At 35.3% G+C, this 14,799-nt stretch carries 10 protein-coding genes; 8 read left to right on the plus strand and 2 right to left on the minus strand.

Going from position 1 to position 14,799, the window contains the following annotated elements; translation table 11 throughout:
- Nucleotides 1–19 precede the first annotated feature (19 nt).
- The 7 genes from BXY58_RS04645 to BXY58_RS04675 all read left to right on the plus strand — a co-directional run bounded on the left by BXY58_RS04645 (nucleotide 20) and on the right by BXY58_RS04675 (nucleotide 9,634).
- On the plus strand, nucleotides 20–754 hold the full coding sequence (locus BXY58_RS04645; protein WP_147366806.1) for a hypothetical protein: 735 nt from the start codon (nucleotides 20–22) through the stop codon (nucleotides 752–754).
- A 57-nt stretch (nucleotides 755–811) separates the two neighbouring features.
- A complete protein-coding gene (locus tag BXY58_RS04650) occupies nucleotides 812–3,463 on the plus strand; it encodes a 4-alpha-glucanotransferase (protein ID WP_120212662.1) in 2,652 nt (883 codons plus the stop codon).
- Between the two features lie 265 nt (nucleotides 3,464–3,728).
- Nucleotides 3,729–4,712 carry a hypothetical protein gene (locus tag BXY58_RS04655; RefSeq protein WP_185140460.1) on the plus strand — a complete coding sequence of 328 codons (984 nt, stop codon included), beginning with the start codon at nucleotides 3,729–3,731 and terminating at the stop codon, nucleotides 4,710–4,712.
- A gap of 101 nt (nucleotides 4,713–4,813) precedes the next feature.
- Nucleotides 4,814–5,188, plus strand: a complete 375-nt coding sequence (locus BXY58_RS04660) for a hypothetical protein (protein ID WP_120212663.1) — start codon at nucleotides 4,814–4,816, stop codon at nucleotides 5,186–5,188.
- A gap of 81 nt (nucleotides 5,189–5,269) precedes the next feature.
- Nucleotides 5,270–5,779 (plus strand): ferritin, encoded by a 510-nt coding sequence (locus tag BXY58_RS04665; RefSeq protein WP_120212664.1) that lies wholly within the window; start codon nucleotides 5,270–5,272, stop codon nucleotides 5,777–5,779.
- A 16-nt stretch (nucleotides 5,780–5,795) separates the two neighbouring features.
- Nucleotides 5,796–7,676 carry a DUF3857 domain-containing protein gene (locus BXY58_RS04670; protein WP_120212665.1) on the plus strand — a complete coding sequence of 627 codons (1,881 nt, stop codon included), beginning with the start codon at nucleotides 5,796–5,798 and terminating at the stop codon, nucleotides 7,674–7,676.
- Nucleotides 7,673–9,634 carry a DUF3857 domain-containing protein gene (locus BXY58_RS04675; protein WP_120212666.1) on the plus strand — a complete coding sequence of 654 codons (1,962 nt, stop codon included), beginning with the start codon at nucleotides 7,673–7,675 and terminating at the stop codon, nucleotides 9,632–9,634. The genes BXY58_RS04670 and BXY58_RS04675 overlap by 4 nt, the downstream gene beginning before the upstream one ends.
- 366 nt (nucleotides 9,635–10,000) lie before the next feature.
- Here the strand turns inward: BXY58_RS04675 and BXY58_RS04680 are convergent, their stop codons facing one another.
- Together BXY58_RS04680 and BXY58_RS04685 are read right to left on the minus strand one after the other, a co-directional pair.
- On the minus strand, nucleotides 10,001–13,150 hold the full coding sequence (locus BXY58_RS04680; protein ID WP_120212667.1) for a UvrD-helicase domain-containing protein: 3,150 nt from the start codon (nucleotides 13,148–13,150) through the stop codon (nucleotides 10,001–10,003).
- Between the two features lie 240 nt (nucleotides 13,151–13,390).
- Nucleotides 13,391–13,984 (minus strand): ribonuclease HII, encoded by a 594-nt coding sequence (locus tag BXY58_RS04685; RefSeq protein WP_120212668.1) that lies wholly within the window; start codon nucleotides 13,982–13,984, stop codon nucleotides 13,391–13,393.
- Nucleotides 13,985–14,074: 90 nt separating this feature from the next.
- Here BXY58_RS04685 and BXY58_RS04690 point away from each other — a divergent pair, with 90 nt between their 5' ends.
- A complete protein-coding gene (locus tag BXY58_RS04690) occupies nucleotides 14,075–14,740 on the plus strand; it encodes a hypothetical protein (protein WP_120212669.1) in 666 nt (221 codons plus the stop codon).
- The last annotated feature ends 59 nt before the right edge of the window (nucleotides 14,741–14,799 follow it).

The following is a 14,799-nucleotide window of genomic DNA, read 5'->3' on the forward strand; positions in this document are numbered from 1 at the left end:
TTGAAAAAACTATCAGCGTTTGAAACGATTTTTACAGATTCTTTTTCTTATTTTATACGGTTTTACTTTTTCTCAGAGCATTTCGGGAAACATAATGTCAGAGGACGAAGTTCTCATTCCCAAAGTTTTGATTGTGAATATGACTACTAATCAAAAAACTTATAGTGATTCTTATGGGAAATTTTCAATCGATGCTAATATAGGAGACGAAATTCGGTTTGCTAAGGAAAGTTACAGATTAGGAAAAATAGTGATTACCAGTAATAATTTTCAGGTCGTTAAATTGGAGAAAATCCCGCAAGAGATAGAGGAAGTGAAAATCATCAATAAAAATCTTGCAGAATCTCAGGAAGAAAAGCTCAGAAAAGATATAGGATTACCGAAAGGTCCGGAAAAACCTCGCGAAAAACCAGCTGATGCGGTTGATGATATTGTAAAGCCACTAATAAGAATTCCTCCAATGGTTAATGTGCAGGCAATCTATGATGTTGTTAGCGGAAAATCGAAACGTCTAAGAAGACTTTATAGATACGAAGATTTGCAGGAAGGTTTGGCTTGGATTCAGAATAATGTAGACTTAGAATATTTTGCAGAAGCCGGAATTTCGCCAGATAAATTCAATGATTTTCTGATGTATTCTTTAAAAGATGAAAAAGTCCTGATGTATATGAAAGCCAAAAATATAGGCGGAATTACTGTTTCCTTGGATAATCATATTGCGGCTTATCTGGAAGTTATTTCGAAGAAAAAATAAATTTTACACCATTGTAAGAAATCATTAAATTGCGTCAATATTAATAGACCTTAATAAATGAAACTATACTTTAGTGTTAACTTCGGAACAAAAGTTGGCCAGCGGCTTGTTTTGCGGCTATTTGACGATAAAAATGAGCATCGCGACTACAGATTGGACTATTCCGAAAATAACAACTGGACTACTGAGATCGACTATTTTTCCAAATCAATTCTTTACAAATATCTTCTGGTAACCGAAAATGATGAAGTTTTGGATGAAGAAATTCCTTTTCACAAACTTAATCTTCCTAATAGCTTCAAAGAATTTGTAATTTTTGACCAATGGAATCTTAAAAATTTTCCCGAAAATTATCTGACCAACAAAATTCTTCACAATCGTTTACAAGGTTTTCAGCCTGCAAAACAACCGGTTGTTAAAAAACACACGCATCTTTTCCGAATAGAAGCACCGCTCTATCATCCAAACTGGCAATTGGTTTTGATTGGAAATGTAGACGCTTTGGGAAATTGGGATTATGAAAAAGCAATTGAGCTGAATGAAACTGATTACGGCGTTTGGGAAACCGGCGTAGAAATCAATTCTCATCAAACGATTCTTTACAAATACGCGATTAAAGATAAAAATACGGGTAAGGTTTTTTATGTTGAACCAGGCGACAATCGTTGGGTTTTCGGAAACCCGAATAAGGATATTCTTTATGTAAAAGCGGATCACTATTTCAAATTCGATAACCATACGCTTTGGCATTCTGCAGGAGTTGCGGTTCCGGTTTTCTCTTTGAGAACGGAAGACGGTTTCGGAGTTGGAGAATTTCCTGATATCAAGAAACTGGGAGACTGGGCTAATGAAACCAAGCTTTCTGTGATTCAAATTTTACCTATTAACGATACGACTGCGAATTACACTTGGACTGATTCTTATCCTTACGCGGCGATTTCGGTTTATGCACTTCATCCGCAATATCTTTCGATTGAGAAGTTAGAATATGCTTTGCCAAAAGATTTGGTTAAAGATTATCAAGCAAAAAAAGCAGAACTGAATGCCTTGTCTTTGATTGATTACGAGCAGATGATTTCCGGAAAATGGAAGTATGCAACAGTTGTTTTCGAAGAGAATAAAGACACGATTCTAAAAGATAAAAACTTCAAAAAATTCATTAAAGATAATGAAGAATGGCTGATGCCTTACTCTGCATTTTGTGTTTTGAGAGACAAATACAAAACCCCGAATTTTAATGAATGGAAGACACATAAAAAATATGTGGCGGGAAAAGTAGCGACACTTTATTCACCAAAACATAAAGAATATTCTCAGTTGATGCTTCATGCTTGGGTTCAGTATCAATTACATTTGCAGTTACAAGATGCTGTAGAATATCTTCATCATTTGGGGATTTCTGTAAAAGGAGATTTACCGATTGGGATTTACAGACATTCTGTAGAAGCCTGGACAGAACCGGAATTATTCGGGATGGATTTCCAGGCTGGTGCACCGCCAGATCAATTTTCGGATTTGGGACAAAACTGGGAATTTCCGACTTATAATTGGGAAGTGATGAAAGCTGACGGTTATCAATGGTGGAAAAAACGTTTCAAAGTTCTGGAGCAGTATTTTGATGCAATGAGAATCGACCACATTCTTGGATTTTTCAGAATCTGGAGAATGCCGATTTCTGCAACTCAAGGTTTGTTGGGTTATTTCTATCCAGCGCTTCCTGTTACAGAAAAAGAGTTTGCGGACAGACAAATTCCATTTAGCTTTGACCGTTATGTTAAGCCATTTGTGAATGACCCAATTCTTTGGGAAAACTTCGGAGATGTGAAAGATAAAGTTCAGAATCAATTTTTTGATACTCATAATGGAATAATTACTTTCAAGCCGGAATTTGATACTCAGAGAAAATTAACCGATTATTTCAAAAAAGAATCTTGGGACTGGGCAGAAGAAAAATTGATCTCTCTGGCTGGAAATGTTCTTTTCTTAACCGAAGAAACTGAGAACGGAATTGTTTATCATCCGAGATTTAACATTGCAAAAACTACTTCTTACAAATATCTTCCGGACTGGGAAAAAGCTAAACTGAATGATGTTTACAACGATTATTTCTTCAAACGCCAGGACGGACTTTGGTATCAGAAAGCAATGGAAAAATTACCTGCTTTACTGAATTCTACAACGATGTTGATTTGTGGTGAGGATTTAGGTTTGGTTCCGGATTCTGTTCCGGTTGTAATGGATAAATTGGCGATTACCGCTTTGAAAGTTCAGAGAATGCCTTCCGAAAATATCGCTTGGTACGACCCGAAAAATGCAAGTTACCTGAATGTTGTTACAGCATCTTCTCACGATAGTTCTACGCTGAGACAATGGTGGCACGAGGATAGAAATTTGACTCAAAAATATTTCAACAATCAATTAGGGCAATATGGAACAGCGCCTTGGGATTTGGCTCCGGAATTATCAGAAATGATTATGAAACAACATCTTTATACAGATGCTATGTTGGCAATTTTCCCGATTCAGGAATTTTTGGCAACCGATGAGGAGCTGATGAATCCAAATATGGACGAGGAAAGAATCAATAATCCTGCGGTTTTCCCACACTATTGGCGATACAGAATGCATATTGATTTGGAAGATTTGAAAACCAAAGAAAGATTCAATCAAAAAATTGCAAGTTGGGTTGAACATAGCGACCGATTTTAATTTTTAAGTTTTTGCCTATTCAAATTTTATTTTGAATAACTTTTCATAAAACCCTTTCAGAGTTTCAAACCCTGAAAGGGTTATTTTTTATTATAATTAATGAAAATTATCACTCTGATTATCAGTATTAAATTTGATTTTCGAATTGAATTTTGATTTGAAATCTAAATTTTCGTTTAACTTTTATTATCCGTCAATATCCAAAAGACAGAAAGCTCATTTCAAGGAAAAAATGGATTTTCGATTTAATTTAATATAAAAAGTTATGAAAACAATATTTTTTACACTGGCCATAATTTTCGGAGGACTTGTTTCTGCCCAGGATTATTATGACACATATCCTCAGGACTATAACGGATACGAATATTATGATCAATCCTACGATTATCCGGATGATTATTATTACAATTATCCTGCGGATTACTACCCGGATCAATATTATCAAGGTTATTACAACGATTACAGACAAGCTGTCTTTTCCATTAACTGGGATCAGTTTTTCATCCAGTATCGGTTGACACCGTTCCAGATTGATCAGATTATAGCACTTAATAATCGTTTTGTGTCTTATGCTGCCTGGAACGCTTATTACAGATGGAACCCAAACAGATGGTACTATGACAGATTTTTTGCTTTGCAAAATATATTAGGACCAAGAATCTTCGTTGTTTATCAAAATAATTATTTCCGAGGAAGAAGCCCTTTTGTATATTATAGAAATCGTTGTGTCAACTTCTATGCGAGACGTTATCCTGTAAGACCTGTTTATAGAAACGTTAATATCAATATCTATAAAGTGGATCGAGGGAATTTCAAAGAAGGATTCAGAAATGTTGGTAGAAATCAAAATATGATCCAGCCCAATAGAAACAACGGTGTTAGAAATGATAATCCGAGAAGTGGTTCAAACGGTAATCTTGGCGGAATCAAAAGCCCAAGAAATGAAGGTGTGAGATCAAATGATAATGGAACTATCAGAACTCAAAATGATAACATTAGAACTAATGGAATAAGAAATCAGAACCCAAGAAATTTGTCTAATGGAAATAACCTTGGCGGAATCAGAAATCCTAGAAGTGAAAGCGTAAGAACCAATGAAAATGCAGGAATCAGAAACCAGGGCGGAATCAGACAGAATCAAAATTTTGAAAGAAAAATTGAAAACAGAGGTAACGGAAACCAAAGAAGTGCTTCTCCAAGATCCGACAATGGTAATAGAAATTCAGGAAATAGGTTAGTTTCGAGATAATTGTTTTTTTATAATTTTTTAACTAAAACAGGTGTTAACTTTATAATTATTAACAGATCAAACTAACAAATAAAAATTTATCAATATTAAAATCAATCAAAATGAAAAAATTAATTTTAAGCGCGGCATTTCTTGGACTAGGTGTTTTCGGATTTGCACAAACAACTACAAAAGCAGATTTCACTCAGAAAAAAGCAGAACGTTTGCAGCAAATGAAACAAGAATTAAATTTGACTGATGCCCAAGTTGCTCAAATCAAGGCTTTGCACGAATCTAAAGCGGCAGAAAGAAAACAGGAAATGGCAGCGAAAAAAGAAGACAGAATGCAGAAGATGCAGCAAAATGAAGCGGAGATGCAAAAAATCCTGACTCCGGAGCAATATAAAAAGTTCCAAGAACTGAAGGCTAAAAAAATGGCGGAAAGAAAGGAGCATTTTCAAAGTAGAAAAAAAGCAGAAACGGCTATAGTGAAGTAAGTTATTATTTAGTGGTTAATTTTGTGTAAGAGTGGTTTTTTTAGCCACTCTTTTTTTATATTTGGGAAAAATTTAACTATTATGGTTAGCGATAATATCATTACATTAATTAATGAACAAATAACAAAAGAACAATATGCTGCACAGCTTTATTTGTCGATGAGCGCCTGGTTTTACGCCCAGGATCTGGAAGGTATTGCCAATTATTTCCGAGTGCAGTCCAAAGAAGAGTTGATGCACGCCGATAAGATGTTTGACTATGTGAATGACATTGGTGGACAAATCATTTTGAATGAGGTTCCAAAACCGCCACATGAATTTAGTAACGCTCAGGAGATTTTTGAAAAAGCACTTGAGCACGAGAGATTGGTAACAAAAAGTATCTTCAATATCGTAAAGGCAGCGAATGACGAAGGCGATTTTGCAACCACAAGCTTTTTGCAATGGTTTATCAATGAGCAGGTGGAAGAAGAGTCAAGCGCATCACTTTTGGTAACCAAAATCAAAATGGTAAAAGACAATCCGTCTGCGTTGTATCTCTTTGACCAGGAATTGGCTCAAAGGGTTTTTAATCCAGCTACGGAGAATTGATATATAAATAACATTGATGAAAAAACTAATAACCATTATGGTGTTAATGTCGATCAAGACGTTTTCACAAAACTACGCTGTCTCCGAGATCCCGGAAGACCTTAAGAAAGATGCCAATGCTGTAATCAGAAATATCAGCTCGCATTACATTATCAATTCTCAGAATGATATGGAAATCAATGAGAAAAAGGTGATTTCTATATTAAATAGTCCCGGGGAAAAGTATTCTTACGTTTATATCCCTTATGATAGATCGAGAAAAGTTTCTGATATTAAGATCAAGGTTTATAACGAGTTTGGAAAACAAATCAAAACCTATTCGAAAAGCGATCTGAATGATATTGGTCAATCAGATGATTCTGCCCTCTATACAGATGACAGAGCTTTATATCTGAAAATTTCCAATACGCTTTATCCTTATACATTAGATGTACAATTCACTACCAATACAAGCAATACTATTTTTTTACCAACGCTGACTCCTTTTTATGATTACAATGTTTCTGTACAAAACAGAGAAATTGAAATCCTGAATAAGTCTGGAATTAAGCTTAGAAAAAAGAATATTGAGAATTCATTTGCCAAAGCAGAGTTTAGTGGTGATGATAACAATCTGAAAGTCTCTTACAAAAACATTCCTGCTATCAAAGAAGAAAAATATGCGCCTAGTATGTCTGTGGTTATGCCAAGATGCGAGTTTGCATTGGACCAATTCAATCTTGAAGGTAAAAAAGGAAATTTTACATCCTGGGAAGAATTTGGTAAGTGGTATAATACACTTTTGGAGCCGGTTTCGCAAATCACACCTGAGATTCAGCAAGAAGTTAATGCGCTCAATCTGCAAGGTTCTACCGAAGAAAAGGTAAAAAAGATTTACCAGTATATGCAAAGTAAAACTAGGTATGTGAATGTTGCTATCGGCATTGGAGGCTGGCAGCCAATGTCTGCTGACAATGTAAGAAAGAAAGGCTATGGAGACTGTAAAGCGCTTACCAATTATATGCGCGTTTTGCTAAAAGCTGCAGGAATCCCTTCTTATTACTCGATTATCTATATGGATGAGACTTCGAAAATTTTTGACAAAGATTTTCCTAAGATGGATGGTAATCATGTTGTACTTTGTGTCCCGACGGATAAGGGGAATATCTGGCTGGAGAACACTTCTCAGAAAATTGCGTTCGATCATTTGGGGTACAGAACTCTGGACAGAAATGTAATGATGGTAAAAGACAATACTGTGGAAATTGTTGAAACGCCAAAAACAGCCTCTGAAAAAAGCAAAGAAATCATCCGTGTAAAAGCGACTCTTTCTGAAAATAATACGCTGGATGTTCTGTCAAAATTCTCTTATCACGGTAATGCTTATGACGTAATGATGCCGTTGCTCTATATGACACCAATAGAAGCCAATGACGCCATGAAACATCGGTATGATAATCTCCAGTTTAAGACTATCAATCTAGAAAATCTTAATAATGATAGGGATAAAGCCAATATCGATTTTGATTTTAATTTCAAAGCAGAGAATTATTCCAAATCCTTAGGATCTGATATATACTTCAGGGCGGTTCCGTTTTTAGAATCCGACTTTTATCTGGAAAGTTCGGACAGAAGATTTCCGGTTGAGATTCCTTTTGGCTTTACAGATGACTATGAAATAGAATATACAATTCCACAAAACTATAAATTCTCAGAATTGGCGGCTCCTGTCAGAATCGATTCGGAGTTTGGGAATTATTCTTTGGAATTTATTATTCAGGATAAAAAGCTCCTGGTTAAAAGAAAATTTATGCTGAAGAAAGGCCTCTTTTCTTCAGACAAAATTTCAGAATACATTCAATTCAGAAAACAAACTAATAAAATTGATAACACAAAAATATTGATAACCAAACTATGAGAACTTATTTATTAATCATTACATTGCTTTTCTCAAGCATCGTTTCTTCACAAAAGTTTCTTGATCCGCCAAAATTGGATATTGAGGATCTTAAATTAACTTCATATGCTAAAAACACATCTGAGCCTGCAGAAGTTCTTTATAAATCCTATCACTACTACATCACCGAGGGTGACTTACATCTGGATGTGATCAGCAGGGTGAAAATTTATAAAAAAGATGATGCTAAAAAATTCCTGGAAGAAGAGATATATACTTACATGGGTAAGAATAACAATATAGAGAAAGTCACTTCTCTGAAAGTTAATACATATAATCTCGAAAACGGTAAAATAGCAACTACTACAGTTGATAAAAATTCTAAATATCAGTCAAAAGAGAATAAAAATTATTCTGTAACCAAGTTTGCGTTTGAGAATGTGAAAGATGGCTCTATCGTAGAATATAAATATTCGGTTCTGTCGCCATTTTTGTATGTCATCCCTAGAGTAATGGTAGAAGATGTAGCGCCTATCCGCTATTTCGAATATGTTTTTGATGCGCCAAAACACTTTGGCTATAACATCAACTACAAAGGAACGCTCAATCCGCAGAAGAGAGACGTAAGTGAAAAGGTATTATACGGAACAGAAGCCAGAACCTATCGTTTTGCCTACAAAGATATTGCAGCCTATAAGGATGAAAAATATGTTAATAATATCGATAATTACAGAACTTCTATCAGAGCGGAACTTAATTCGACAGACTTTCCAATTACAAGCAATGGCGCATATAATACGGGTATCTCTGGCGGATTCAAATCTTATGGGATTTCTTGGTCAGATATTAGAAAACAATTATATGAAGACGAAAATTTTGGTGATGAGTTGAAAAGGACCAATCTTGTAAAAGAAATCCTTCCCGAGGATATCAAATCAATAAAAGATAAAAAAGAAAGAGCCGCAGCTGTCTTGAAGTTTGCTCAAAACAAATACAAATGGAATGGAGAATACGGCGCTTTTACGGATAAAGGTATCAAGCAGCTCATTGCTACAAATAGCGGCAACTCTGCAGAGATCAATCTTATGTTGATTTTACTAATGAGAAGCGCCGGACTGGATGCTGAGCCGGTATTGCTCTCTACCATTGGGAGAGGTTTATTAACATCGTATTCTCCGAGTATTGCGATGCTGAATTATGTGATCGCTTTTATAGATTTTGACGGTAAGCCTGTATTATACGATGCAACGTCCAAGATGACGACACCTAATCTGATCCGTCCTGCTGCGCTTAATTATTTTGGATTTGTTATGACAAAAACCGATGCAAAGCAAATCAATATCCTTTGCCCGGAAAAAAGTGTAACATACCTTACTGTAGACGCAAAGCTGAATGCAGATGGTACTTTTGAAGGGAATTTTTCCGACAGGGATACAATGCTGTACGCCATGATGAATAGTGAGTCTTACGACAAGGATAAAGAAACTTACCAGAAGGAAAGCTACAAAGAACGTTACAAATTTCCCTACACCAATATCAAATCCGGTACGACAGAAAAAGGAGATTTCCAAACCAGCTTCGACTTCGATTCCGATTCTTTTGTGGACGGCATTGGCGGTAAGTTAGTATTTAATCCGTTACTATTTTTATACAATAAATCCCACGAATTTGACCAGACTGAAGAGAGACGCTCGCCAATAGAACTCTATACAGGCTACGATAAAATCAAAAAAGTGACCATCACTTTGCCGGACGGCTATGTTTTTGAAAATGTACCAAAGTCCAAAAAATTCAGAACAGAGGATAATGCCATCCAATATGTTTACAAAGTAACGCAGGAAGGCAATAAACTGACTGTCGAAACCACAACAACGGTTGAAGATCCGGTTTACCCGAAAGAATATTATCCGGCGTTCAAGCAAATTTTTGATAATATTACGAAGCTGGAAGGTCAGGTTGTAACAGCTGTTAAGAAATAGTAAAACAAATCCCAGGAATTATTTCTCGGGATTCTTTCTTTTTATATTAATAATTCTTATTCAATATCTGCATGTAAAAGCCAGAATGATAAATTGGTAATAGCAATAAGTCAACAAAATAATAAAGCTCTTTTGGGTGACCTATAAAAATTTTCCCGAACGCTTCCTGCACCCTAGCGACAAGCTTTCGTAGTTTCCACAAAAGCTTCCTGCACCCTAGCGACAAGCTTTCGTAGTTTCCACAAAAGCTTGCTGCACCCCTGCAACAAGGTTTCATAACTTCTCGGAAGCTTCCCGCACCCCTGCGACAAGCTTTTGGGAAAAACTAGATGGGCTTCGCAACCTTGCGTGGCATTTTCTGACAGGTTAGATGTAAATTACATCCATCTTCACAACTTTCTTTCCAAATTGTTCCAGCTTATTTTTATAAGTTTCCACTTGTTTCTGGTCTTTCGCCTTTTCTTCGCCAGTTTTGAAATCTACAATGATAACACCATTTTCAGTTTCAATCAAGCGGTCTGGACGGTAAGTTTTGGATTGCTCATTTTCTGTTGCAAACATTTCTCTTTCATTGATGATTTTCAGATTCTCTTCAAAGTAAACAGAATAATTCACATCATTAAGTACATTTTCAATCCTTTCCAAAATTGATTTTTGTTCTTCATTGGTAATGATACCTTCCAGAAGATATGCGTTTAGAACTTTGGGAACATCTTTTCTGGTCTTTATTTTAGACAAAATCTCATGCGTGAAAATTCCCATACGTACGTGTTCTACGCGATTTTGATAATTTTTAGAAGTCGTAGCAATTTCGATATTCGATGCTTTTTCAGTTTTCTGAGAAATTGAATTGATGTTTTCCGAGATATATTCTTTCTTCGCCTTTCTTTTTTGTTTTGCCAGGTCACTAACAGGAAAGATATCAAACGAATCTAATTTTTCTCCGTTCTCTGTCGACTGAAACTCTGTCACAAAATCAAATAATTCAAGATGATTAGAAGATTTGCTCGGCTTTTCCAGGTACAAGAAAAGCTGCTCCACAGGTCTTGTAGTTGCTACATATTGGATGCAGAAGCGATCAATCTTATTCCGGTAAGAATTTTCAAAATTGAATTGAGCCAAACCTTCGTCATACGTTTCCAGCTCGGAAGAAAACTGAGTCAAAATCACGGTTTTCAATTCATCTTCACTGTTGAGGTTGTACCATTCGGAGAATTTTTTGTCGCTGTTTTCGTTTCGCATCGGGATAAAAACAACAGGAAACTCAAGACCTTTAGCTTTGTGAATGGTCATAATCTGAACGGCATCGATATTCTCACTCGCCTGGATGCTGATTTTCGAAGCTTCGTCATCCCAGAATTTCAGGAATTCTTTCAATGTAGCACCAGCATTTTGCGTGTAATTGAAAAGCATTTCCAGAAAGTTAAGAAGGAAATCTGTTTCCTTATTTTCAACCGAAAATTCCTGAATGTAGTATTCGATGAAATTATAAAGATTCAGTTGCGGAACATCATTTTGGATCAATTTAATATGATAATGAGAATCGATATAATTTTCGATTTCTGACTTCGATTCCAGGTTTAAAATGGTTTTGATTTCAGAGGTGAAATCTGTCATTGTGATTCTGCCGGAAACATTCAGAAAGTACATCATTTTAACCAGAAACTGACGATTCTTCGGTGTGATTTCCCACTTCAAATATTCAATCAAAGCTTTGATTGTAAAAGATAAATCCAATGTCAATCCTTTCTCAGAAATGGTTTTGATATGGGTTTCTTTTCCATTGTATTGGACTTTCAGATTTCCTAATAGTTGGGAATAATTGAAAATATCATTATTTCCTCGGCAAAGAATTGTGATGTCTGAAAATGAGAATCCATTATCCAGACATTCCTGGATGTCATTGCGCATTTTCTCAGCAGATTCTTCATAAAAAACAGATTTCACCGAGTTTTCCAAAAGATGGACTTTGACTCGACCTTCCAGGTTGGATTGTGCTTCCTGAACAGCATTTTCACCAAAGATTTTTTGATGCTCATTATTCAAAGCCTGAGACATAAAATCATACAACCGATTATTGAAGTCGACAATATTCTTAGCGCTTCGCCAATTGAATCTGAGGTGTTCAGCGGTTGCAAATTTTGGAGTGATCTCTTTTTGATTAATAATATTCAGCATCAGTTCACTTTCGCCACCGCGGAATCGGTAGATACTCTGTTTCGGGTCGCCGACAATCGTAAAACTCGTATTGTCCGAAGTAATGCTGTTATCCCTAAGTGGTAAAAAATTCTGCCATTGCATTGCCGAAGTATCCTGAAACTCATCAAAAAAATAATGCTGAAACTGCGTTCCTACTTTCTCATAAATGAATGCAGAAGGTTCATTCCGAAGATTTTCATTAATGATAATGTTAAATTTCGAAAGCAAAACCAAATCATTTTCTTCTTCGATTTCCAATAGCTTTTTCTGGATGTCGGCGTTGACTTTCAAAGGCAGAATCGCTTCCAGGATTTTTTCTTTTTTCTGAGAATCGATATAAAGGTTGATAATATCTTTTCGCCAGGAAATAAGTTGCGGCAGGATTTCCTCGATGTCACTTTGTTTATGTTTTGATTTTGCGGCGGCTCCTTTGAAATAAGTTGTCAATGTTGAATCTTCGTTGGAGGGAAAAGGAAATCCATCTCTTTTTTTATTATAAAAATCCTGAACTTTTTGGAAAAATCCTCCTAAACCATTCTTACCTTGGGCAAAATCTTCAATATCAATTCCTCGGGTTTTTATTAATTCTAAAGCTTGTGTCGCAAGTTGCGAGGATTGGATTCTGTTATCACTGATTTTTTTCCGCAACTCATTTTTCTTGTTTTCATAAGCCTGCCATTCAAAATCTTTATTATCCTGCAAAGGCTGGTAATGAATATCATTCACAAATTTCTTCGCCGAATTATAAAGGGTTTGATTCAGATTGACCCGCTCATTATTGTCCAGATTGTAATTGACAAAATCCATAAACGCTTCGGAAACAGTTTGTTCTTCACCAATCTCGTCCAGCATCTTGTCCACTGCTTCTATCAAATAAGGTTCCGGCTGGATTTCCAGATTGAAGTTCTGAGCCAATCCTAATTCATAAGAAAAACTCTTTACCAAGCGGGAGTTGAACTTATCAATCGTTCCGATGTTAAGCGTAGAGTAGTGGTGTAAAATATAATCGAGAACTTTCTGGGAACGGTGTCTCAAATCATCTAATGTGATTCGGTAGCCTTGTTCTGCAAGTGCTTTTTGAATATTTATGAGGTCTTGATTTTCGGAATAGTTTTCTTTTACAAACTCACCAAGATAGAAAAGGATTCTTTCCTTCATTTCGTTGGCGGCTTTGTTCGTAAACGTTAATGCAATAATAGTTCTGATTGCATCCGATTGATTGGGAAATCTGAGACAGATCATCAACAATCTCTGAACGAGCGTGTAAGTTTTACCGGAGCCAGCAGATGCGTTGATAACAGAATAAGTATTTTGCATAGTAAACAAATGTAAGAAAATTGCTTACAGGTTGCAAGGTGTATGTGGAATGATAGGTTGGGAGAGTTGGAGAGCGGAAAAGCCGGTGTGAAAATTTTTAACTTGGGTTTGTTCGTCCTTTGTATATCCTATGTTCGTCCTTTGTTCGATGTAAAGGTTTTTGATTTTATTAAACTAAAAATAATTATTTTGCTTTAAAATATCGATTAAATTTTTCTTTTGTGTTTTTTTTTTACTTCATCAAATATCAACATCGTATTCTAAACGGAATGATTTTCTGTGATGGATATTCGGGCCAAATTTTTTCAAAGCCTTTTGATGTGTTTTGGTACAATAACCGAAATTGGTATTCCAACCGTAATCCGGAAATTCATCGTGAAGTTTTATCATCAGATTATCACGGTAGTTTTTAGCTAAAATCGAAGCTGCAGCAATTGAAAGATACTTGCTGTCCCCTTTGATTATACAATGATGCGGAATGTAATTATAAGGATGAAACTTGTTGCCATCTACCAAAATTAATTCGGGTCTCATATTAAGCTGATCAAGCGCACGATGCATGGCGTGCAGGCTGGCATTTAAAATATTATGTTCGTCAATAAATGCCGGAGATAGTTCCGCAATAGCAAAATCAACCGCATTTTCACGGATATATAGGTCAAGATTCTGTCTGGCTTTGAAATTTAACGTTTTAGAATCATTAACTAAATTTTGCTTAAAATTTTTATCTACTATTACAGCTGCAGCCACGACAGGCCCGGCTAAACAGCCTCTGCCCACTTCATCGCAACCGGCTTCTATGAGGGTTTGTGAAAAATTTTGTATTAATGGCATTTGAAAAATCAACTTGTAAAATTACTAAAATATATTTTTTTTAGCTTATATAATTCTATTTTTACGATATTTGAATATTAAAAAAATATCATGAAAATATATTTGACAACAATTATTACTACATTTTCTATTCTACTTTCTGCTCAACAAAGTAGTAATGTAATAAACTCTAGTGGGCTTCCAACAACTGTCGATTTTAATAAAGTTAATTCTATAACCGGCGGTAAAGTACTAAATTATTCAGATATCCAAGGTACACCCTATATGTATAAGGATTATAAAAAAATAAAAATTGGCGAATTTGCAGATATTATCCCAGCACGTTATAACGCATATACAGATGAAATTGAAATAAAATTAAATGAAAAAGTCCAATCTCTTCCAAAGGAAAAAGCTTATTCACATATTAAATTTCTTGATTCAAATGAAATGCTAATGTATGTTGTAGATAATACACAAAAAGGATATTTTTATGTTTTGTCTGATGGCGATATAAAGCTATTAAGAAAAAATGCAATAAGGTTTATTGATGAACAACCAGCGCAAAGCAGTTATGCTACCCCCCAGCCTGCGAAATTTATAGAATTAAAACCAACTTATTTCTTCTATAAGGATTCTCAATTGCTTCCGATAAAAAAAGAAAATGATTTAGTAACATTTTTTCCACAAAGAGATATAAAAAAAATATTGAAGGACCGAAAACTAAAGTTAGAAAATGAGAAAGATTTAGTAATATTGACTAATTTACTCAATTAAAAAAATTATTTCATGTGATTTTAATCGAATTTTAATTTTTTGTTTCAAAAAAAATTAAC

The organism is Epilithonimonas arachidiradicis (assembly GCF_003610695.1).
Lineage (GTDB): Bacteria > Bacteroidota > Bacteroidia > Flavobacteriales > Weeksellaceae > Epilithonimonas > Epilithonimonas arachidiradicis.